Genomic DNA, 21,780 nt, shown 5'->3' with positions numbered 1-21,780 from the left:
GCGGATGGTGCCGATTGCAAGCTTGCAGACAACCTTCAATTTCGCAGGTAGAGCCTGCAAATATGCAGGACCTCAACTGGAACGACATCCGCGTGTTCCTGACGGTGGCGGAAGCGGGTCAGATTGGCCGGGCGGCGCGTGCTCTCCGGCTCGATCCGACCACCCTCGGCCGCCGGCTGCGGAGGCTGGAGCGGCAGCTCGAGATCACGCTGTTCGAACGCACGCGCGAGGGCCAGACGCTGACCGAAGCCGGCGAGAGCCTGCTTGCCAAAGCGGAAGCCATGGCTCAGGCCGCCCGCACGATCGACGCCGTGCAAAGCCGCCAGACGGGCCTCGGCGGCAATCTGCGCCTCAGTGTCTCGGAAGGCTTCGGCAGCCAGTTCCTCACGCTCTATCTTGCCGATTTTGCCCGCGCCCATCCCAACCTTTCGATCGAACTGGTCGCCAACAGCGGGTTCCTGAGTCCTTCGAAGCGGGAGGCGGACATCGCCGTCATGCTCTCGCGCCCCAAGGCCGGGCCGGTCATTTGCCGCAAACTCTCCGACTACAGCCTCATGCTCTACGCCAGCCGCCGCTACGTGGCCGCGCACGGCGCGCCGCAGCGCCCGCGCGACCTCGCGCAGGGGCATACGCTGGTGAGCTACATCCCCGACCTGCTCTATGCGCCCGAGCTCAACTACCTCGACGACTTCCACGCGGGGCTGACGGCGCAGATCCGCTCCTCCAGCATCAACGCGCAGAACCGCCTCATCGAGGAAGGGGTGGGGATCGGCGTCCTGCCGCGGTTCATCGGCGACCGCGGCACGGACCTCGTTCCCGTCTGCCCGGACCGTTCGATCCGCCGCAGCTTCTGGATCGTAACCCACCGCGACACCCAGAACCTCGCCCGCGTGCGCCTCGCGAAGGAATGGCTGCTCGACTGCGTACGGGCGGGCCGCAAGGTGCTGATGCCCGATTGACCCGCGCGCGCCGTTACGGCAAAGGCGCTGACCGCGCGGGTGTAGCTCAATGGTAGAGCAGCAGCTTCCCAAGCTGACGACGAGGGTTCGATTCCCTTCACCCGCTCCACGTTTACAGTGCGGAGCGAAGCTCCTCGGGCTTTGCGGCAACAGAGGCAGACCAGAAAGCCCATTCGCTCGCCGCGGATCGGAACATAGGCTGCCAGTACTTCGATCCGCTGGACCGAGCCAGCCGTCGTCAGTCGATCAAGCACACGATAGACCTGTGCCGGCGACAGTCCGGCACGGCGCTTCTCACTCATGCGCGTGATCTCGTGGGCTGTGGCCCGACGATTGCTCGCCATCAGAACGTGAGCACCAGAGCGTTGGCGCTCCGGCGTGCGATGCCGCCGACGGTGCCTTGATCTCACACCCGCCTGCGGAGGTGTACGTGCATTCCCTGTCACGCGCTCAACAGGCACGGGTCCGAAGCCGCCAGTTGATGGTGTGTCCGGCGATCAGCAGCAGACTGCCCGTGACTGTAAGGATGGTCTCCAGGTCCTCGAACGGAGAGTGCAACAAGGCGCCGGCGAGGCAGGCGACCCCAGCGGTGCCGAGCGCTGCCGGGCCCGCGGTCCCATGGCGCTGGTATCCGAGCCAGAAAGCCGCGAGCGCCGCAGGCGCCACCAGTGCCAGAGCCGCATAGTGGAAGGCCTCCGACTGGGCGAACAGACCGAAAGCGCCGGGAAGCAGCAGGAGAAGGACCGGCAGAGCGAGGCAGTGAACGAGGCAGAGGAGCGACGCAGACATCGCAGTGCCCTCGACAATGCTTGTTCTCTTGTCGGAGATTCCTCGGCCTCCGGCGTCTACACCCATAATTCATGTCCTAGTAACATAATAACATCACATTAATGCCACGTAGGGTTAAGCTCAAGCCAAATCGCGAACTTCCTGCGTGGTGTACCCGGTCGAGCTGAGGCCACCACCGGCGCGAGAGTGGCGATCGATTTCTCTCGAGTCATGATCGACGGGCTGGCCGAGCGCGCGGAAGGTCTCGCGGTCCGACTGAGCTGCGTCCGCGACGGCAAGTTCGGAGTAGGGCTTGGCAATCACGCTGGAGTTCGGTGTCGCCGGATTGGAGGTGCAGGCCTCGTCGGGTCGTCGCTAGCCGCCGCCTCGATCAAACTTGCGCCGCCAAGTCGAAACGACCGAGCGTCGGCGAGAAACGTACAGCATTGGTGTCGAAGGCGCGGCCCACATGGCCATCAGCTATCAGTGTCTCGGGGGTGCCGACCGCAAGGCCTCCCCGGCCGTCGAGCAGCCAGACGCTGTCGGCCAACTGCAGCGAGAGGTCGAGATCGTGGCTCGAAAGCAGCACGATTGCTCCAGTTCTCCGTGCATGGGCGCGCAGGAGCGCCATCACCTCGACGCGGCCCGGGAGGTCGAGGAAGGCGGTGATCTCGTCGAGCACCATGAGTTGCGGCGACTGGGCGACGGCTCTGGCGATCATCACACGCTGGCGTTCGCCGTCCGAAAGGTCATCGAAGAGGCGTGTCGCGAAGGATTGCGCACCTGCCATTTCGAGTGCCGTGTGCACGCGGGCGCGATCGTCGGCGGTCAGTCGCCCCTGCCAGCCAGTGAACGGCTGACGACCAAGAGAGACGACATCATCGACGGCCAGGCCGGGGCTCGCCGGACGTTCGGTCAGCACCACGGCGATCCGGCGCGCGCGCGTCTGCGGCCGCATCGCGGCAATGTCCTCGGCCTCGAGCAGAGCGTGTCCGCCAAGCGCGGCCTGAAGCCCGGAAAGTGTGCGAAGCAGTGTCGATTTTCCGGCACCGTTGCGTCCAAGCACACAGACGAAGCTGCCGGGCCCGACTTCCACCTCGAGGTGGGCGAGCACGGTGCCGCGTGGGGCACCATAGCCCACCGAAAGATCGTTGAGCCGGAGCATCAGCGCTGTCCCCGCATTGTCGGCGAGAAGATGAGAAGCGCGATGACCACCGGGGCGCCGACAAGTGCGAGGACGGCGTTCAGATGCAGGAAGTGCTGCTCCCAAGGCGCATGGACGACCAGGTCGGCGGCCAATGCGAGCAGGGCGCCGCCAAGCGCCGCAAGCGGCAACAGCGGCAGGATGCGCGCGGTCCCTGCAATCGCTCGGGCGAAGTGCGGTACGATAAGCCCGACGAACGTAACCGGCCCGCAATAGGCAGTGATCGGCGCGACCAGCAGCACGACTGCGGCGAGCGTCAGGCGCCTGAGCCGCGTTACATCAGTGCCCAGGCTTTTTGCATAGGTCTCGCCCAGCAAGAGCGCCGTGAGCGGCTTTGCGTTGTGAAGCGCAAGCAGGATGCCGGCGATCACCGGCGCGATCAGCATCGGCAGGTCAGCCGAGGTTACGCTGGCAAAGTTGCCGTCGTTCCACCCGGAAAAAACGCGGCCGCCGACGCGGTTGGCAAAATGGATCACGACGCTGACGATGCCTTGCACGGTGAAGCCGAGCATCAGTCCGACGACCAGCAGCGTCACCGTTCCGACCCGCCGCGCGAGCGCGGCCATCGCAAGAGCGAATATCCCGATGCCGACCATGGCACCGAGCGTGATCGACACACCCTCGAAGTTCCGCAGGAAATCGATCGCAGCGGGGCCGGAGAAAGCCGCTGCCGTCACGAGCAGGGCAACGCCCAGCTGACCGCCCGCGGTGAGGCCCAGCGACCAAGCGTCGGCCATGGGATTGCGGAACAAGGCCTGCATCAGGACCCCGCCGATCCCGAGCGCGGCGCCGGCGACGATCGCGGTCACTACCCGCGGGAGGCGCAGCTCTCGCACGATCTGAACGTTTCCAGGATCGCCGCTGCCGAAGAGGCCGGCGACGACCTCGCCGGGTGGCACCGCGATCATCCCCCAGCCGAGCGCGAACAGAGCTGCCGCCCCCACCGCGAGTGCAAGGCCGATCGTTCCCACACTGCTGCGCGCTGCGGGGCTCACCGCGGGACCTGCGTATCGGGGCGAATGTAGCGAAACGGCTGATCCCGCAGTGCCGGGTGCAGCATGCGGACCAGATCGCCGAGCACCAGATCGGGCCGGATCACCGCCATCTCATAGAGATCGAATGCGTCGGCCTCCGGCTTCTGCATGCCGTCGGAAGCGAACAGGCAGCCTTCCCTATAGGCTTTGAAGCGGCGGAGCGTTGTGAGGTCGCTGAAAGGTGCGGAATGCGAATCGCGCAGGATCCAGCAATTTGCCTCGGTGCCGCGCGCAATCAGAGCCTCGGTCGAGATGCGGTTGAAGCTGTCCTTGCGCGGGTCGTCGGGTTCCTCGAATGGATTCTTTCCATTCGCATCGCGCAGCAGCTTGGCATCGGCATTGCGGATCGTCGGATTCCATCGATCGCCGCCCCCGTACCAAGCCGATATAACGCTGCGCGTCGGCTGGGATGCCGCGGCCTTCTTGAGCGCCTCGACATTGCGCGCGACCATCGCGACAAACGCATCGGCCTCGGCTTCCTTGCCGGTAAGCATGCCGATTAGCCGGACATAATCGACCCGCCCCATGTAATCGGGCTCGTTGTCGACGAAGATCGGCACGACCGGAATGCCGAGTGCCTCGATCCGCGGTTTGGCGCCGACATTCTTCATGTCGCCCATGCTCATCAGCAAGACGTCCGGCTCGGCCGCAATCAGCGCGTCGAGCTCGGGCGGCGAATGCCAGCCGTAGCCGATCTGCCGAACCTCACCCGATCGCACCCGCGCGCGCAAACCATCGTCGTACGACTTGACCCCGCCGACCGCCACCAGCCGGTCGTTGATGCCGAGCACCTTGGTCATCGCCTCGTGATAGCCGGTGTTGCTCGCGATCCGCATCACGGGGGTGCGGATCAGCGTGGCGCCTTCCAACTCACCCGTCAGCGCTGGCACGGCCTCGCCGCGCGGCACCAGGACGAGCCGCTGAAACTGCTCCTCCCCCACTGCGTTGCCGCCCCAGCTGATGACCGAGGCCTTGAGATCTACGACACGGTATCCATCGCGCTCGACGACGCGGAACGTCTTTGCCGCCGCCATCGGAACCTCACGCCCTTCGAACGCCTGCTGCGGCGCATCGGGAGCGGGCGCGCCGCTGCCGCAGCTGGCCAAGGCTAGTGCAAGAGCGGCCGCCGCTACTCTCACGGACGCCCCCCGAAGCGATAGGACAGGCTGGCGCTCACCGTGCGGGGCGCGCCCGGGTACAGCGGAATGAACGCTCCGCCGCTATCGTAGTAGAACTTGTCGAACAGGTTGAGGACGTTGAGCTGGGCGCGCATTGGTCCGAAGCCAGCATCGAATTCGTAGGCCAGGTTCGCGTCGATACGAGTGTAGGCAGGAAGGAAGATGCTGTTGTCGGTGTTACCGGCACGCCGTCCGATATGCTGGGCACCCAGGCCCACGCTGGCACCGCTGAGCGATCCGGCAAGGTCATAGGTGGTCCAGAGGCTCGCCGAGTGCTCAGGAGCGTTGACCAGCCGGACACCCGGCGTGACGAAGGTGTCCTCCAGCACCTCGGTATCGAGGTATGTGTAATTGGCGATCACCCGCCAGCGCGGGCTGATGACCGCCGGCACATCGAGCTCGATTCCGCGCGAGCGCGAACGGCCGATCTGCAGGACGAGATCGAAGTCCTCCGGATCGGAGACTGCCACGTTGCGGCGTTCAATGTCGAACAGCGCCAGCGTGGGGGTGAGCCGCCCCCCGAGCAGGCTGGTCTTGACGCCGGCCTCGAGGCTTTCGCCGATCAGCGGCTTGGGCAGTTCCCCGCCTCGCAGCCGGCCAACGTCGACTTGCGCGCGGAAAGATCGCGACCAGCTGGCGTAGAGCGATACCGCCTCGCTTGGTGTCCAGGTAAGGCCCAGGCGCGGCGATGCGGCACCGCGCGTGGTCGCCTCGTTCGGGTCGCCGAGCAGATGGTCCTGGTTCTCCAACTCGTTCCAGTCGTAGCGCAGCCCGCCGAGCAGCCGGAATTGGCCCAGCTTCAGCTCGTCCTGAGCGTAGAGGGCGACGGTGTCGCTGTTCCACTCGCCGTCTGCGGTGAGGACAGTGGGCACCGCGTGCTGGCCATATACGGGATCGAAGAAGTCGATCGGCAGATTGACCCCGAATGGCGGATTGGTGACGTCGAAGCGCCAGCGGTCGTAGCCATATTCGATGCCGACAAGCGCCTTGTGCTCAACGGCACCGGTTTGGAACGTTGCATAGAGCTCCGCTTGTGCCGTCAGGTCGCGCTGTTTGTCGTAGGCCAGGCTTGGGCGCCGATTGACCTGTGGGCGTTCCGGGTCGGCGTGGCTGGTCGGTGGGAAACCGAACGCATAGTAGAAGGCGTCCTTCGTGAAGTCCGAATAGCCGAAGGCGACGCGGCCGCGCACCGCATCCGAGAAGCGATGATCGACGAACAGGCTGACGATCCCCCCTTCGTTGCGGTAGCGCGCGTCGCGCTCGCCAAATTGACGTTCGCGCGGCGCCTCCAGGAAGATCGGGTCGTTGGCGAAACCACGATCGAAATACCCGGTCTTCTCGGCGTACTCGCCTTCGAGAGTGACGGTCGTATCGAGATCGGGCTGCCATTGAAGGACGGGTGCGACGAACGTGTCGCGGGCAAAGGTGAAGTCACGAAACCCGTCGCGGTCGTCGTGGCTGACATTAACGCGCAAACCGAGCGTATCGGTGATCGGGGTCGACAGATCGGCGGTCAGGCGCACCTGATCGAATGAGCCGTAAAGCGCGCTGACTTCGGCAAAGGGAATGTCGAGCGGCTTCTTGGTGATGAAATTGACCACACCGCCGGGCTCGAACCGGCCGTAAAGCGCCGAGGCCGGCCCCTTGAGCACCTCGACCTGCTCGACGTTCTGGAGCTGTTCGTCGGGCGCATAGGCGGAACGGCGCATGCCGTTCTTTAGATTGTAGGGCGTGATAAAGCCGCGAATGTAGAAGCGGTCGTTCGATGCTCCGAAACCGACCTGAGGCGAGAAGCCAGGCACGTAGCGTAGCGCCTCTCCGACGGTGGTGATCCCCCGGTCGCGGATCAGTTCGCGGGTTACGACCTGAACCGAGAAGGGGGTTTCCTTGATCGGCGTGTCCGACTTGTTGGTCTGCAGGGCAACAGTCGCGCGATATCCCTGCTCGCGCGTGCCGAGAACGATGATGTCCTCGCCTTGGGCCTCGGTCGCCGGCGCTTGTTGGGCAAGCACCGGGGCGGAGGCCAGCAATGCGGTCGTGGTCATCAAATAGCGCAATCGCCCCTCACAAAATAACGGCTACGTAACGAGATATCATCCCACGTCAAGCATAGTGGAAGTGAGAGTGCCGTCCGCGATTGCCGCCTGGCGACCCGCCGAATTCCGGGCGCTGCCCGACAATATCTCACGGCCGATCGGGCAGCCGGACCTCGCCCCCAGAATGCATATCGGATGTTCGGGCTTCAGTCTTCGGCTTGGACCGCGAACCGCAGCTGCATTCCGCCAGCGGGGTGCTGCGCCAGGTGCGCGCTCCCGAGCGGCAAAGGCTCCATCAACGGCGGGTCAGCATCGAGAGAGATCGATACGATGCCCGCAGGCTGATCGACCGCCCGCAGCACCAGATCCCAATCGTCTCCGCGCAAGCGCGTGCCGGTGGAGGTGTCCTCGCGCGCAAAGCCAGCTTGCTCAAGCTGGGCTACGAGTTTGGCGTGCAACGACGGGCTTACGTCGATGGCAACTCCAGTTACGTCGAACCGTCCCTGTCCCGCCTGAAGACGAGGCGCGAGCACATCGGCGCGCGCTGTACGTGAGGACGGATCCGAAGTTGTGCCGGACTGCCATCGGAGAAACTCGGGCCGGTAAGCCATCGCCCAGACCGCCAAGTTCGAGCCGCCGGCCGTACCATCACATTGCAACGCGTCGTACCAAGGCACCGGCGGTCGCGTCCGTCGCCATTCGACGCGGGTACGGCGCTTCTGCTCACCGCAGGTGCGCGCCCAAACCGTCTCGAGAGTATCGAAGTCATCGGCGTCATCGTGGCCCAAGGCGAGCCCCACCTTCCCGACCGGTTCTTTGAAGCGATTGTCGGGCGCGAAGAATTCAAGATAGGTTTGGCGCCCCCGGAAGAATATCCGGTCGGCGTCTGGTCGCGGCGGCGCGTAATCGGGAAGTCCGCCGTCTGGCCGGCCAAGCGGTTCTAGCAGAGCGCGGCTGTCGCGCATCGCGGCATAAGTGGCCGCATCCAGGACGACATAGACATGGTTGAGCGCCGGAGGGTGCGCTGCAGCGGCCGGCGCGGGAGCTCGCTCCGTCGAGGAGACACCGGACACCGCGGAAAAGACGCAAAGGCCAACGAGCGAGAGACGCAAGGCTCGTAGGCGTGCAAGTCGTATCGTGGCAGCTCCCATCAGGCCGCGAAATATGTACTCCCGCACAGCAGCGCTTCCGATCATTCAAAGACTGGCGTCGCACTCCAGAGCGACATCGCGCCGCTCCTCCGCGGAGGGTAGGTTACAACATTTCATACTGTCAAGGAGGCGGAGAGCATGTGCTGCGAGAGCTGTTTGAAGCTCGCGCGGTCAGTCTCACCGGGCGATGACTCCGGGTTTGCACTCCAACAGCGGTGAGGCCGCCGAGCGCTTCGCGAGCGAGTCCCTCTCAAACGATCTTTGCTACAGAACCGCCCGATCTCCATTTTATGCGTGTCGGCGCGCGTGATGTGGGCTGGCCTCGATCCTATAGCTTGTCCGCGACGCCCCGTGCTGCCTTCCACCCCAGGGCGAACAGGACGATGCTGCCGATCAGGGCCAGGACGAAAACGACGATCGCGATATTCGCGAGGGTACCGGCGATTCCGCCAAACCCCAGTATTGCTGCTACGAGTGCGACCGCTGCGAGGGTGAATGCCCAGCCGTACATGGATATTCTCCTGGAACAAGGTGTCCCTGTTCCAACCTGGCGTGAGGACGCTGGTTCCGGCGTTCCCCTGCGCGCCTCCGCGAACGATGTATGGCTCCCTTGTGGTCGAGCCGGGCAGTTGAAGGGCATGCTCGACTTCGAGTTTCCTGCGATCCAGATCAGAAGCTGAAGGGAGCGACCTCGCTGCGTTCACCGATGAGGAACGCATCGGCGACGAGTTGGAGCGGTGTCAGATCGACGTCGCTCGCGCCCTTGCGCACGAGAGACGCGAACCGCGTATAGAGCCGCGGATACTCTTCGTTGGCACCATGCGAGATCTCGGTCGTGTCCGTAGTAAGCCGCTGGCCGCCGTCCGACAGCACTAGCCGACCGGCGTCGGTCTCCAGGACAATATCCCACGATTGGGTACCCGTGTGCAGAAAATCGAAAGTCGCCTCGACCCTCGCCCTGCCGCTGCGAAACGAAAGACTGGCCGCGATCGGAGCCTGCCGGTTCGCCGGAAACGCGAGATGTGCCGATTGGATTAGCAGCGGGTCGGGAAGAATCGCCGTTGCAATCGAAAGAGCGTTAATGCCCGGATCGAATACGCCGAGCCCACCAGCCTCGAGAATCCACTCCTGCCCCGGATGCCAGACGCGGATGTCTTCCTTCCACTCGATCCTCGCCGATCGCAGCGTTCTGCCCGCCAGCCAGTCGCGCGCGGCACCGACGGACGCGGCTTCGCGTGAATGCCAGGTCGCGAACAGGCTCAGGCCCTTGGCTCGCGCACGCGTCGCGAGTTCGGCGACTTCGCCCACGGTCGCTGTCGGCGGCTTTTCGAGCATGACGTGGTATCCTGCTTCCAACGCAATGCTTGCGAGCGTGTGCCGTCCCTGAGGAGGCGTTGCGAGCGACACGGCGTCCACCTCGAGGTCACTTGCCACGAGATCGCGGATGTCGGTGAAGGAGGGGAGGCCCTCGATCCCGCCGCTCCTACTGACCGTCGCCACGAGCTCGAAGGACGGGTCGGCGTTTAGCGCCGGAATGTGCTGATCGCGCGCAATCTTCCCGATGCCGATGAGCGCGAGCCGGAGGGGCCGGCCGGCCTCGCTACCATTCTGCATCATTTCCCTTCCTATTTATCCGATATATACGCTTTATAAAGTCAAGTTGGGTTGCTAATCAACCGGAAGCACGTGTGCTGCCTATCGCGCGCGGCCGATTGTTTGGAGGGGGAATGACCTGGTTGGCACTCAAGTCTCGGCGGACGGTATCGTAATGAGCGCAGGTGAGGATCGCCCGCGCCTTCGTTCCCGCGCGTGGTTCGACAATCCGGATAATCCCGACATGACGGCGCTCTATATCGAGCGCTATCTAAACTATGGGCTCTCGCTTGAAGAACTGCAGTCGGACCGTCCGATCATCGGCATCGCCCAGACCGGCAGCGATCTGACGCCGTGCAATCGGCACCATGTCGTGCTGGCGGAGCGGGTGAAGGAAGGGATTCGCGACGCTGGTGGCATTCCGCTGGAGTTTCCGATTCACCCCATTCAGGAAACCGGCAAGCGCCCCACGGCGGGGCTCGACCGCAATCTGGCCTACCTGAGCCTGGTCGAGGTTCTCCATGGTTACCCGATCGACGGCGTGGTGCTGACGATCGGTTGCGACAAGACCACGCCGGCATGCCTGATGGCTGCCGCGACGGTGGACATTCCGGCAATCGCGCTCTCGGTCGGGCCGATGCTCAACGGCTGGCACAAGGGCGAGCGCGTCGGTTCGGGCACGATCATCTGGAAGGCGCGCGAGATGTTCGCCGCGGGCGAGATCGACTACAAGGGCTTCATCAAGCTGGTCGCGTCCTCCGCCCCCTCGACCGGCTTCTGCAACACGATGGGAACGGCGACGACGATGAACTCGCTGACCGAGGCACTGGGGATGGCGCTCCCCGGTTCGGCGGCGATTCCGGCGCCTCATCGGGATCGGCAGCAGTGTGCATGGGAGACCGGGCGTCGCGCGGTCGAGATGGTCGCCGCGGACCGCAAGCCGTCCGACATCCTCACGCGCGAGGCTTTCCTGAACGCGATCCGCGTCAACTCGGCGCTGGGCGGATCGACCAACGCACCGATCCACCTGAACGCGATCGCGCGGCACATCGGGGTGGAGTTGTCGCTCGACGATTGGGAGCGGCACGGGGCCGAGATCCCGCTCTTGGTGAACCTGCAACCGGCGGGCGAATATCTGGGCGAGGACTTCTACCGTGCGGGCGGCGTGCCCGCGGTGATTGGCGAGCTGCTTCGGGCCCACCTGATCTTCGGCGATGCGCTGACCGCCAACGGCCGCACGATCGCCGCGAACAACCGCGACGCCGAACCGGAGGACGAGCGGGTCATCCGCCGTTTTGGCGCTCCGCTGAAGTCGGCCGCGGGCCTCACCGTGCTGCGCGGCAATCTGTTCGACACCGCGGTGATGAAGACCAGCGTCATCTCGGATTGGTTCAGGGCGCACTATCTCTCCGATCCGGATGACCCGGATGCCTTCGAGGCGCGTGCCGTCGTTTTCGATGGGCCGGAGGACTATCATGCGAAGGTCGATGATCCTGCGCTCGGCATCGACGATCGAACGATCCTGGTCATCCGCGGCACCGGGCCAATCGGCTTTCCGGGAGGGGCCGAGGTGGTGAACATGCGGCCGCCGGCGTCGTTGATCCGCGCCGGCGTGGAGGCGCTGCCGTGTATCGGCGACGGGCGACAGTCCGGCACGTCCGGCTCGCCGTCGATCCTCAACGCTTCGCCCGAAGCCGCGGCGGGGGGCGGTATTGCGCTTCTTCAAACAGGTGACATCATCCGAGTCGATCTGAAGCGGCGCGAGGTGAACATGCTTGTCGACGATATCGAGCTCACCCGCCGCCGGACCGCGCTGGAAGCGGCTGGCGGCTATGCCATCGCGAACTCGCAGACTCCATGGCAGGAGATCCAGCGTGGGATCGTCGGTCAGTTCGACGGTGGCGCGGTGCTCGAGCCCGCGGTCAAGTATCAGCGGATCGCGGCCAAGGGCCTGCCGCGCGACAGCCATTGACCCGCGTTCGGATCATTGATCGCGCCCGCCGCGACCAGCTGGGGGAAGGGCCGCTGTGGTCGCCCGGCACCCAATCGCTGTTCTGGGTCGATATCCTGGGACAACGGCTCAACCGGCTGTCGCTGGGCGATGGCGCGGTCGAGGAATGGTCGGTGCCCGAGATGATCGGCTGGGTGATCGAGCGGCGCGAGCGGCCGGGCTTCATCGCGGGCCTGCAAAGCGGGTTCGCCGAACTCTCGCTCGATCCGCTGCGGGTGAACCCGATCGTCGCTCCCGAGCGCGGCATGCCCGACAACCGGATGAACGACGCCAAGGCCGATGCGGCCGGGCGAATCTGGGCGGGAACGATGCCGGTGACCGCGGACCGGCCGGATGGTGCGTTCTACCGGCTCGATCCCGACCGCAGCGTGACGCGCGTGGACAGCGGCTACCGCATCGCCAACGGCCCGGCGATCGCACCGGAGGGCGACTGGATCTATCACACCGACAGCGGGCTCGGCTTGATCTACCGCTTCCCCGTCGACGCCGACGGGGTGCTGGGCAAGCGCGAGCTGTTCGTCGAATTCGAGAGCGGATGGGGAACGCCGGACGGCATGACCTTCGACAGCGACGGAGGCCTCTGGGTCGCATGCTGGGGCGCATCGCGCGTGCTGCGCTTCTCCCCCGACGGTCGGCCGGATGAAGCAATCGAACTGCCGGCATCGCAGATCACCAGCTGCGCCTTCGCCGGCGACGCGCTCGACCGGATGTTCGTGACCTCCGCTGCCGACGGTGTGACGGAAGAGCATGGCGGTGCCCTGTTCGAAGTCGAAGCCGGGCGGCGCGGCTTCGCGCCTCACAAATATGCAGGCTAGCTCATTTATCATATTAAACTGCTTTACTCTGTAGAGGGCCCTTGATACGGTTCGCATCAGGAGGGAGAAGATGACGCTCAAGGCAAAGGCAGCCGCGCTTGCGGCGGCGGCGGGGGTCGCAATGGGTATGCCGAATGCGGCGCTCGCAGCGACCGCGTCGCAGGAAAGCTTCGGCGTGCTACCCGACGGGCGCCAGGTCACCGCGGTGACGCTGGCGAACGAGCAGGGCGTTTCGGCGACCGTGATCACTCTGGGTGCGACGCTCCAGTCGCTGATCATGCCCGACCGCAACGGCGAGAAGGCGGACGTCCAGCTCGGCTATCCCACGCTCGAGGGTTACCTTGCCAAGCCCGAGTATTTCGGTGCGACCGTCGGCCGCTTCGCGAACCGCATCGCCAAGGGGCGATTCACGCTCGACGGCAAGACTTACGAAACGCCGGTCAACAACGGCCCCAACTCGCTGCACGGCGGCACAACGGGCTTCGACAAGGTGCTGTGGGAAGTCGTCTCGGTCGAGGATGGGCCGACCGCCAAAGTCACCATGCGCTACGTCAGCCCCGACGGCGATCAGGGTTACCCAGGCGAGCTTACGGTCTTCGCGATCTACTCGCTCGACGAAGAGAATGCGCTGACGATCGAGTATCGCGCGACCACCGACGAGCCGACGATCGTCAACATCAGCAATCACGCGTACTGGAACTTGCTCGGCGAAGGTGCGGGTAGCGCCATGGGGCATGTGCTCACCATTCCGGCGGACCACTACACGCCGGTTGACGAGACCTTGATCCCGACGGGTGAATTCCGCCCGGTCGAAGGCACCGTGTTCGACTTCCGCGAGCCGCACGCCGTGGGAGAGCGGGTCCGCGACGCAAGCGATCAGCAGATCGTCTATGGCCGCGGCTACGATCACAATTTCGTCATCGCGAAGACAGTCTCCGACGAGCCGCGCCTGATGGCGCGCGTCGAGGAGCCGGTGTCCGGCCGCAGTTTCGAGCTCTGGTCCAACCAGCCGGGTCTGCAGTTCTATTCGGGTAACTTCCTCGACGGCACGATCGCGGGCAAGTCGAAGGGCATCTACCGCCAGGGCGATACCATCGTGCTCGAGCCGCAGCTCTTCCCCGATACGCCCAATCAGCCGACGTTCGGCTCGGGCCGGCTGGAGCCGGGCGAGACCTATCGCAACGTCATGATTTACCGCCTGTCGAGCGGACAGGCCAAGGCGGCGCGCTGACACGCGCAGACCGCACAGAACAATACGGGAGATTCCGATGAAGCGTTCGATGTCCCTGTTCTTCGCGGCGGCCTCGGTCGTGGCGATGGCCGCGCCCGCGGAGGCGCGCGAGATCTGGACCAAGCAGGAAGCGAATGCCTGGTACGACCAGCAGCCGTGGCTCGTCGGCGCGAACTACAATCCGGCGACCGCGATCAACCAGCTGGACATGTGGCAGGCCGAAACCTTCGATCCCGCGACCATCGACAAGGAGCTCGGCTGGGCGACGGAGCTCGGCATGAACACCATGCGGGTCTATCTGCACAACCTGCTGTGGGAGAACGACCCCGAAGGCCTCAAGCAGCGGATGGACCAGTTCCTGACCATCGCCGCCAAGCACGGCATCCGGCCGATGTTCGTGCTGTTCGACAGTTGCTGGGACCCCCATCCGGTCGCCGGTGTGCAGCACCCGCCGATCCCGGGCGTCCACAACTCGGGCTGGGTCCAGGCGCCGGGCGCGGAGCGGCTCGCCGACAAGAGCCAGCACCACAAGCTGGAAGCCTACGTGAAGGACGTCGTCGGGCATTTCGCCGACGACGACCGCGTCCTCGCATGGGATGTCTGGAACGAGCCGAACAACGAGGGCGGCGGCAACTACGCGCCCACGCCGAACAAGAAGGAAATGGTCGCGGGGCTTCTCGACGATGTGTTCGAGTGGGCGCGCAGCGCCGATCCCACGCAGCCGCTGACCAGCGGTCTTTGGATCGGCGAAGACTGGCACCGGATCGAGAAGCGCGATGCGGTCGAGAAGATCCAGCTCGCCGAATCCGACGTGATGAGCTTTCACGACTACAACTGGCCGGAGCAGTTCGAGCAGCGGGCGCAGCAGATGCTGAGCTACGGCCGTCCGGTGCTGTGCACCGAGTACATGGCGCGCGGCAATGGCTCCACCTTCGATGGCTCGCTGCCGATCGCCAAGCGCCTCAATATCGCGATGTACAACTGGGGTTTCGTCGACGGGGAATCGCAGACGCGCCTGCCCTGGGACAGCTGGAAGAAGCCGTACACCTATGACGAGCCGACGATCTGGTTTCACGACGTGCTTCACAGGGACGGCACGCCCTATCGACAGGCCGAGGTCGATCTGATCAAGCGGCTCGCCGCGGCGCCCAAGGGCGTCGTGCCTCCGACTCCGACGCAGCCGGCGATCAGCGCGACCGACTGAGCGATTTTCGAAGCGGTGGGCGCGGCCAATCCGTGCCCGCCATCAATTATACTACAAATACTACTTGTAAGACTATTTCAGCCGCGTTACGATTGGCGCAACACCGGAAAACCGGGACACCGCCGCGCGGTATGGGGAGAACATCATCATGATTTGGTCCAAGCGCATTCTCCATTCGGCTTCGCTGCTCGCGATCGCCTGGTCGGGAACGGCTTTCGCGCAAGACGCTGCGGAGCCTCAGTCAAGCTCTCAATCGGTCGACGCCTCCGCCAATTTGCCGGCCGAGAGCGAAGAAGATCTCATCGTCGTCACCGGAATCCGCGCCAGCCTCAGCCGTGCGGCCGAGATCAAGCAGAACTCGGACCTGGTGGTGGATTCCATCGTCGCCGAGGACATCGGCAAGTTTCCCGATACCACGACCGCCGCCGCGCTTCAGCGCGTGCCCGGCGTGCAGGTGGTCAACGGTTTCAACAACGAGATCGTCAATCCGCTGATCCGCGGCATCGGCGACATCATCACCACCCTCGACGGGCGCGAAATCTTCACCGGCGTCGGACGCGGCTTCGCGTTCCAGGATCTGCCGGCCGAGGCGCTGGCGCGGGCGGACGTCTACAAGTCCAACTCGGCCGAGAAGATCGAAGGCGGCATTGCCGGCAACATCGACCTGCGGCTGCGCAAGCCGTTCGACCTCGACCAGGGCCTGACGGTCAGCGCGCTCGGCCGCGCCACCTATGGCGAGAATGCCGACGATCTGAGCTATAACGGCGGCATCCTGATCGGCGGCCGCTGGGACGCCGGCGACGGCGAGATGGGCGCGCTCATCAACCTTTCCTACTCCGACAACGCGTTCAACCGGCCGATCTCGTTCAACTGCGATCCGCGCTCGGGCAGCAACGGCCCTCCCGGCGGCGACGGCGTGGTCCTGCCGACGTGCGTGGGCGGACTGACCGACACCGGCAAGTATCAGCGGCCCCAGGTCAACGCCGCGTTCCAGTGGCGCCCGAACGACACCGTCGAGCTCTACCTCGACGGCCTCTACTCGGGTTACCGCGCGAAATTCGGCACGTTCTTCATCTTCTCCGACATCTTCGCGGCGGAAAGCATCAGCAACGTCGAGGCGACCGACCTCTGCTTCCAGGCGCCGGTCAGCCCGGCTGGTTTCCGCGACCCCAACTCCGCCGATATCCAGGATCTCTGCATCGGCAGTTCGGCCACTTTCAACAACGTACCCGGCAACACCAGCACCCAGGCCAAGCGCGACAAGACCGATCAATACATGCTGGCGGGCGGCGTCAAGATCACCGACGGCCCGTGGAACCTGCAGCTCGATATCTCGCGCTTCCAGAGCAAGACCAACAACCGGACGACGATCGTCGACATCGGCAAGCGGATCGAGCAGGTTAACGTCGATATCAACGACGATCGCCATGGGACGACCGACATGGTCGGCAACCCCGTCGGCGATCCGGACGGCTTCATGTTCATCAACAGCCTGTTCCAGGACTATCGGCGGTCGAACAGCACGATCACGCAGGCGATGTTCGACGGTTCGTACGAGGTCGGCTCCTTCCTCGACGAGGTTCAGTTCGGCGTGCGCTATGCGGATCGCAACGCGACCTTCCGCGGCAATCTGGCAGGCGGACCGCCGGCATCGAACATGGCCGACCGCCTGGTCGCCAATTCGGGGCTGCCGGCGGGCTTCCTGATCGAGTCCCCGGCGACCATCCCGGTCATCAACGGCGGGCAGCACTGGATCACGCCCGATCCCGACTTCCTGCGTGAGAATACCGACGTGTTGCGCGCGCTCTACGGCGGGCCCGAGGGTGATCCGGAAGACAGCCCGACGCGCAGCTTCGATGCGGACGAGTCCACCATGGCGCTCTACCTGCAGGGCCGGTACGCGTTCGACGTCGGAACCGTCCCTGTCGATGGCTTGATCGGCGGCCGCTATGTCATCACCGACCGCACGATCGAGGGCACGGGGGTCGTGACGTCCCCTGACGGCGAGGGCGTGCTCACCCCGGTGAAGGCGAGCTCGTCGAGCAAGAAGTTCCTGCCCAACGCCAGCATCCGCGTTCAACTGACGCCGGAGATTCAGTTCCGCGCCAGCTACGCCAGGACGATCGCTCAGCCCCTGTTCGCCGATCTCAATCCGGGCCTGACGTATTCCATCCCGTCGAACGCGAATATCCGTCCGAGCGGCACCGGCGGCAATCCGAACCTGAGGCCGCAGGTCGCCGATTCCTATGACGCCACGCTGGAGTACTACTTCGGCCGCGGCTCCTATATCGCGGCGGGCGTCTACTACCGCGACATCAAGGACCGTGTGGCGCGGAACGTCGCCGAGGAAGTGATCGACGGCATCACCTACGACATCAATCGCCCGCGCAATCTCGGATCATCGAGGCTGCAGGGCTTCGAAGTCGGCGGTCAGTACTTCCTGGACTTCCTGCCGAACGGGTTTGACGGTTTGGGCGTCTTCGCGAACTACACTTACGCCGACACGGAGGTTCTCACCGAAGGCGATCTGCTCCAGGGCGAGGCGCTGGGCGGGGTATCGAAGCATGCCTACAACGTCGGTGCGCTGTACGAGAAGTACGGCTTGCATGCCCGCGTCGCCTACAACTGGCGCGATCGCTACTACGACGGCACGTTCACGCAGCTCCTCGTTCCGGAGCAGCAGATCTACTTCAACTACGTGCGCCCGAACGGTCGCCTCGACTTCTCGATCGGTTACGATGTGACGGAGAGCATCACCGTCAACTTCGAAGGGGTGAACGTGCTGAAAGGCAAGTATCTCAGCTACTTCGACACTCCTGCGTTCCCGCACGACATCCGTATCGACGACACGTTCTACGGGGCCAGCGTCCGGGTGAAGTTCTGACGCGCCCGTCTGTCACCAACTGCCGCCGGTTCGTCCGGCGGTGCCCTTTCTCTCCCTTGGGCGGCCGCCGTGCCGCCCATTTCTTCGCCGGAGGAACCGCCGATGCTCGATCCGAAGAAGCGCCGCGCCGGGTGGTTGAGCATCGCGACCTGCGGGCTGCTCGCGGCCTGTGCGACTGCCACACCGCGCACGTTCACCAACCCCCTTCTGCAGTCCGGGCCCGACCCGTGGGTGACCGAGCACGAGGGCGTGTTCTACTACATGCACACCAGCGGCGACCGGCTGGAGATGCGCAAGACGCGCGACATGGCCCTGCTCGCCGCAGCGTCGCCCACGGTGATCTGGCGCCCGCCGGCGACCGGCCCCAACGCGGTTTCGATCTGGGCCCCGGAGCTGCACCGGATCGACGGCAAGTGGTACGTTTACTACACCGCGGCGGCGAGCGGGCAGGACAACGATGCCCATCGGGGCGTGTTCGTGCTGGAGAACAGCGCCGAGGACCCGACCACCGGCACCTGGATCGACCGCGGCCGGGTGAACACGCGCTACAGCGGCATCGACGGCACGACCTTCGTGCATGAAGGCAAACGCTACTTCGTCTATTCGCCTTATGTGGGCCCGGACAGCGTGCTCGCGATCGCGCGCATGGCGAACCCGTGGACGCTGGAGGGCGAGGAAGCGATCATCGCGCGCCCGGAGCACGCCTGGGAGAAGCAGGGCGGGCGCCAGATCCTCGAGGGGCCCGAGTTTCTGCTCGGCCCCGACGGCGACCTGTTCCTCAGCTACTCCGCGAGCGCCTGCTGGTCCGACGATTACGCGCTCGGCCTGCTCTCGGCGCCCGCGGGAAGCGACCCGCTGGATCCGAATGTCTGGACCAAATCGCCGGAGCCGGTCTTCCGCAAGTCACCGGAGAATGGCGTCTATGCGCCAGGGCACAACGGCTTCTTCACCGCCGCCGACGGCCATGAGAACTGGATCATCTATCACGCCAATCCCGGCCCGGACATGCAATGCACCAGCAAGCGTTCGCCACGGATTCAGCGGTTCGAATGGGACGGGGAAGGCGCGCCTGTGTTCGGTGAACCGGTCGCCATCGATATTCCGCTCGCTCCGCCGGGCGCCTCGGAGTGACGGGAGGCAGATCAGCCGGCTGTGCGCTCCGGCTCGTCGTCGGCGGTTCCGATGAGATCGAGCACGTCGCCGATCAGCCGCTTCATCGCCTCGCGCGCGGCATCGGGCTTGCGCGCCGCGATCGCATCGCGAACGGCGGCGTGGTCGTCGACGCTGGCGGAGCGGCCCTTGATCCGGTTGGTGAAGCGGATCGAGGTCCGCAGCGCGGTCGAGACGACGTCGCGGAACTGCGCGTAGAACGGGTTGGCGGAGGCGCGCAGCACGGCGACGTGGAAGGCGATATCGGCGTCGAGCGTATCGTCGTTCCCCTGCTCCGCAGCCCGCATTCGCTTGAGCCCGGCGTCGATCGCCTCGAGGTCCACCGGCTGGGCGTAAGTGGCGGCGAGGGCAGCGGCTTCGGGTTCGATCGCGATGCGCAGCTGGTTGAAATGGCGAAGCAGTTCGACAGAGAACTTGCGTTCGAGCAACCAGCGCAGCACGTCGGTGTCGAACAGGTTCCACGACGTCGCCGGTTGAATGATGGTCCCCTGTCGAGGCCGCGCGCTAAGTAGCCCTTTGGCCGTCAACATCTTCACCGCCTCGCGCGTGACCGAGCGGCTTACGCCGTATTCCTTGGCCAGTTCGGCCTCGGTCGGGAAAACACGGTCCTGATAGCTGCCGATGACGATCGCGCGCCCGAGCGTATCCAGCATGCCATAGGTGAGGTTGCGGCCAAGCTGCGTACGCACTTCTGCCGGGTCCATCGCCGTCATCAGACTGCCGTCCTCCCTTTGATGTCGCGGTCCATTGCACCGCCTATAGGCGGGCACGCGGCTGCTGGACAAGTCCTATAGATCATATAAATAGACCGCTGCTGTTTCGCGCATTATCGTGCGGGCACGGCAGAACACAAGAGTTCGGGACGGGAGGCGAGTTTGGATCTGGCAACCATCGATGCGATCGTGGTGGTTATCTATGCGATCGGCATTTTCGGTTTGGCGCAATGGGTGTCACGCGAGAAGAGCGGCCACGCCAAGAACAGCTCGGATTATTTCCTCGCATCCAAGGACCTGCCGTGGTGGGCGATCGGCGCCTCGCTGATCGCGGCCAATATCTCGGCCGAACAGATCGTCGGCATGTCCGGCGCCGGCTATCGGCTCGGGCTGGCGATCGCGTCCTACGAGTGGATGGCGGCGCTGACGCTGCTGATCGTCGGCAAGTACTTCCTGCCGATCTTCCTCAAGAACGAAATCTACACGATGCCGCAGTTCCTGGAACAGCGGTACGGCCCGACGATCCGCACGCTGATGGCGATCTTCTGGATCGCGCTCTACATCTTTGTGAACCTCACCTCGATCGTCTGGCTCGGCTCGATCGCGGTCAACAAGGTCGCCGGTGTCGACCAGGACGTGGCGCTCTATGCGCTCGGCGGCTTTGCGCTGCTCTACCAGCTCTACGGAGGCCTCAAGGCGGTGGCGCTGACCGACATCGTCCAGGTGACGCTGCTGGTGCTGGGCGGGCTCATCATTTCCGGCCTGACGCTCAATGAAGTCGGCGGCGGGCAGGGCGTATGGGTCGGTTTCACCGCGCTGCTCGACCAGGCGCCCGAGAAGTTCAACATGATCCTGGAGCCGGGCGAGATCGGCTATCAGGAGCTGCCGGGCATCGCCGTGCTCGTCGGCGGCATGTGGATCGCCAATCTCAGCTACTGGGGTTTCAACCAGTACATCATCCAGCGCGCACTGGCCGCCCGCAGCTTAGGCGAAGCGCAGAAGGGCGTCGTGTTCGCCGCCTTCCTCAAGCTGCTGATGCCCGCGGTGGTCGTGTTGCCGGGCCTCGCCGCGGTGATCCTCGCTCCGGGGCTCGACCCCGCGGACGAGGCCTATCCGACGATGATGCACTATCTGCCGCCGGGCCTGCTCGGCCTGGTGTTCGCCGCGCTGATGGCCGCCGTCGTCGCTTCGACCGCGTCCAAGATCAACTCGATCGCCACGATCTTCACGCTCGACCTCTATGCAAAGTACCGCCGCGTCGCGACGCGTGCGGAGGACGAGGAGCGCGTGGCCGGCGATCCCGATGCGGCAGGGCACGTGCCCTATCCGTCGGCCGAGGATGAGAGCCTGCGCGCCGCGAACGAGAAGCACCTCGTCCTGGTCGGCCGCATCGCCGCCGCCGCGGCAACCGTCATCGCGCTGCTCACGGCGCGTCCGCTGCTCGGCGGGTCGGACCAGGCGTTCCAGTTCATCCAGGAATTCTCGGGCTTCTTCACGCCCGGCATCACGGTGATCTTCCTGCTCGGGCTGTTCTGGAAGCGGGCGAGCGAGGCCGGCGCCATCGCCGCGGCGATCGCTTCGGTGGTCCTATCCTACGCGTTCAAGGAGTTCATGCCAGACTTCCCGTTCATGAACCGGATGGGCCTGGTGTTCCTGATCGCGCTTGCTCTGGCGGTCGTCCTGTCGCTCGCCATTCCGGGGGCGGCCGGGCGCGACCGTATCACCACGGCGGGGATCAGCTACCGCACGACGGCCGGCTTCAACGTCGCCGCCTTCGGAGTGATCGCAATCCTCGTCGCGCTCTACGCGACCTGGTGGTGAGCGGCCGG

17 protein-coding genes and 1 tRNA gene are annotated in these 21,780 nt (G+C 64.9%); 9 read left to right on the top strand and 9 right to left on the bottom strand.

The window, feature by feature from the left end; translation table 11 throughout:
* Window positions 1–62 precede the first annotated feature (62 nt).
* Both ETX26_RS10580 and ETX26_RS10575 read left to right on the top strand, forming a co-directional pair.
* Window positions 63–959: a LysR family transcriptional regulator gene (locus ETX26_RS10580; RefSeq protein WP_129524651.1), complete on the top strand. Its 897-nt coding sequence runs from the start codon at window positions 63–65 to the stop codon at window positions 957–959.
* 35 nt (window positions 960–994) lie between these two features.
* Window positions 995–1,068, top strand: a tRNA-Gly gene (locus ETX26_RS10575).
* 341 nt (window positions 1,069–1,409) lie between these two features.
* On the opposite strand, the gene ETX26_RS10570 is transcribed toward ETX26_RS10575, so the two are convergent.
* The 8 genes from ETX26_RS10570 to ETX26_RS10535 all read right to left on the bottom strand — a co-directional run bounded on the left by ETX26_RS10570 (window position 1,410) and on the right by ETX26_RS10535 (window position 9,947).
* Window positions 1,410–1,748, bottom strand: a complete 339-nt coding sequence (locus ETX26_RS10570) for a MerC domain-containing protein (protein WP_165271753.1) — start codon at window positions 1,746–1,748, stop codon at window positions 1,410–1,412.
* Between the two features lie 370 nt (window positions 1,749–2,118).
* Window positions 2,119–2,892, bottom strand: a complete 774-nt coding sequence (locus ETX26_RS10565; protein WP_129524649.1) for an ABC transporter ATP-binding protein — start codon at window positions 2,890–2,892, stop codon at window positions 2,119–2,121.
* A complete protein-coding gene (locus tag ETX26_RS10560; protein ID WP_225425738.1) occupies window positions 2,892–3,926 on the bottom strand; it encodes a FecCD family ABC transporter permease in 1,035 nt (344 codons plus the stop codon). Before ETX26_RS10560 ends, ETX26_RS10565 begins: the two co-directional genes overlap by 1 nt.
* Window positions 3,923–5,071 (bottom strand): ABC transporter substrate-binding protein, encoded by a 1,149-nt coding sequence (locus ETX26_RS10555; protein WP_129524648.1) that lies wholly within the window; start codon window positions 5,069–5,071, stop codon window positions 3,923–3,925. Before ETX26_RS10555 ends, ETX26_RS10560 begins: the two co-directional genes overlap by 4 nt.
* Before the next feature lie 29 nt (window positions 5,072–5,100).
* Window positions 5,101–7,188: a TonB-dependent siderophore receptor gene (locus tag ETX26_RS10550; protein WP_129524647.1), complete on the bottom strand. Its 2,088-nt coding sequence runs from the start codon at window positions 7,186–7,188 to the stop codon at window positions 5,101–5,103.
* A 197-nt stretch (window positions 7,189–7,385) separates the two neighbouring features.
* On the bottom strand, window positions 7,386–8,291 hold the full coding sequence (locus ETX26_RS10545; protein ID WP_129524646.1) for a DUF5829 family protein: 906 nt from the start codon (window positions 8,289–8,291) through the stop codon (window positions 7,386–7,388).
* A 367-nt stretch (window positions 8,292–8,658) separates the two neighbouring features.
* A complete protein-coding gene (locus ETX26_RS10540) occupies window positions 8,659–8,841 on the bottom strand; it encodes a DUF1328 family protein (RefSeq protein WP_129524645.1) in 183 nt (60 codons plus the stop codon).
* A 158-nt stretch (window positions 8,842–8,999) separates the two neighbouring features.
* Entirely contained in the window at window positions 9,000–9,947 is a 948-nt protein-coding gene (locus ETX26_RS10535; protein WP_225425736.1) for a Gfo/Idh/MocA family protein, read from the bottom strand.
* 151 nt (window positions 9,948–10,098) lie between these two features.
* On the opposite strand from ETX26_RS10535, the gene ETX26_RS10530 reads away from it, so the two are divergent.
* From ETX26_RS10530 to ETX26_RS10505, 6 genes are all read left to right on the top strand, one after another.
* The gene (locus tag ETX26_RS10530) at window positions 10,099–11,895 is read left to right on the top strand and encodes an IlvD/Edd family dehydratase (protein WP_129524644.1); all 1,797 of its coding nucleotides are present in this window, start codon (window positions 10,099–10,101) and stop codon (window positions 11,893–11,895) included.
* Entirely contained in the window at window positions 11,892–12,749 is an 858-nt protein-coding gene (locus ETX26_RS10525; protein WP_129524643.1) for an SMP-30/gluconolactonase/LRE family protein, read from the top strand. The genes ETX26_RS10530 and ETX26_RS10525 overlap by 4 nt, the downstream gene beginning before the upstream one ends.
* A gap of 121 nt (window positions 12,750–12,870) precedes the next feature.
* Window positions 12,871–13,980: an aldose epimerase family protein gene (locus ETX26_RS10520; RefSeq protein ID WP_404825315.1), complete on the top strand. Its 1,110-nt coding sequence runs from the start codon at window positions 12,871–12,873 to the stop codon at window positions 13,978–13,980.
* 37 nt (window positions 13,981–14,017) lie between these two features.
* The gene (locus tag ETX26_RS10515; protein WP_225425735.1) at window positions 14,018–15,184 is read left to right on the top strand and encodes a cellulase family glycosylhydrolase; all 1,167 of its coding nucleotides are present in this window, start codon (window positions 14,018–14,020) and stop codon (window positions 15,182–15,184) included.
* A gap of 148 nt (window positions 15,185–15,332) precedes the next feature.
* The gene (locus ETX26_RS10510) at window positions 15,333–18,068 is read left to right on the top strand and encodes a TonB-dependent receptor (RefSeq protein ID WP_129524641.1); all 2,736 of its coding nucleotides are present in this window, start codon (window positions 15,333–15,335) and stop codon (window positions 18,066–18,068) included.
* A gap of 102 nt (window positions 18,069–18,170) precedes the next feature.
* Window positions 18,171–19,199, top strand: coding sequence for a glycoside hydrolase family 43 protein (locus ETX26_RS10505; RefSeq protein ID WP_129524640.1), 1,029 nt, complete (start codon window positions 18,171–18,173; stop codon window positions 19,197–19,199).
* An 11-nt stretch (window positions 19,200–19,210) separates the two neighbouring features.
* Here the strand turns inward: ETX26_RS10505 and ETX26_RS10500 are convergent, their stop codons facing one another.
* Window positions 19,211–19,951: a FadR/GntR family transcriptional regulator gene (locus ETX26_RS10500; protein WP_129524639.1), complete on the bottom strand. Its 741-nt coding sequence runs from the start codon at window positions 19,949–19,951 to the stop codon at window positions 19,211–19,213.
* 162 nt (window positions 19,952–20,113) lie between these two features.
* On the opposite strand from ETX26_RS10500, the gene ETX26_RS10495 reads away from it, so the two are divergent.
* Window positions 20,114–21,772: a sodium/sugar symporter gene (locus tag ETX26_RS10495; RefSeq protein ID WP_129524638.1), complete on the top strand. Its 1,659-nt coding sequence runs from the start codon at window positions 20,114–20,116 to the stop codon at window positions 21,770–21,772.
* Window positions 21,773–21,780 lie beyond the last annotated feature (8 nt).

The sequence above is a fragment of the Pelagerythrobacter rhizovicinus genome (assembly GCF_004135625.1).
Classification (GTDB): domain Bacteria; phylum Pseudomonadota; class Alphaproteobacteria; order Sphingomonadales; family Sphingomonadaceae; genus Pelagerythrobacter; species Pelagerythrobacter rhizovicinus.
This window is presented reverse-complemented; position numbering and strand designations above follow the sequence as displayed.

Excerpts from the sequence above, each read along its gene's own strand:
- ETX26_RS10580 (WP_129524651.1), top strand. The coding sequence starts at position 63 with ATGCAGGACCTCAACTGGAACGACATCCGCGTGTTCCTGACGGTGGCG.
- ETX26_RS10570 (WP_165271753.1), bottom strand. The coding sequence starts at position 1,748 with ATGTCTGCGTCGCTCCTCTGCCTCGTTCACTGCCTCGCTCTGCCGGTC.
- ETX26_RS10565 (WP_129524649.1), bottom strand. The coding sequence starts at position 2,892 with ATGCTCCGGCTCAACGATCTTTCGGTGGGCTATGGTGCCCCACGCGGC.
- ETX26_RS10550 (WP_129524647.1), bottom strand. The coding sequence starts at position 7,188 with ATGACCACGACCGCATTGCTGGCCTCCGCCCCGGTGCTTGCCCAACAA.
- ETX26_RS10540 (WP_129524645.1), bottom strand. The coding sequence starts at position 8,841 with ATGTACGGCTGGGCATTCACCCTCGCAGCGGTCGCACTCGTAGCAGCA.
- ETX26_RS10535 (WP_225425736.1), bottom strand. The coding sequence starts at position 9,947 with ATGATGCAGAATGGTAGCGAGGCCGGCCGGCCCCTCCGGCTCGCGCTC.
- ETX26_RS10530 (WP_129524644.1), top strand. The coding sequence starts at position 10,099 with ATGAGCGCAGGTGAGGATCGCCCGCGCCTTCGTTCCCGCGCGTGGTTC.
- ETX26_RS10520 (WP_404825315.1), top strand. The coding sequence starts at position 12,871 with ATGGGTATGCCGAATGCGGCGCTCGCAGCGACCGCGTCGCAGGAAAGC.
- ETX26_RS10515 (WP_225425735.1), top strand. The coding sequence starts at position 14,018 with ATGAAGCGTTCGATGTCCCTGTTCTTCGCGGCGGCCTCGGTCGTGGCG.
- ETX26_RS10510 (WP_129524641.1), top strand. The coding sequence starts at position 15,333 with ATGATTTGGTCCAAGCGCATTCTCCATTCGGCTTCGCTGCTCGCGATC.
- ETX26_RS10505 (WP_129524640.1), top strand. The coding sequence starts at position 18,171 with ATGCTCGATCCGAAGAAGCGCCGCGCCGGGTGGTTGAGCATCGCGACC.
- ETX26_RS10500 (WP_129524639.1), bottom strand. The coding sequence starts at position 19,951 with ATGACGGCGATGGACCCGGCAGAAGTGCGTACGCAGCTTGGCCGCAAC.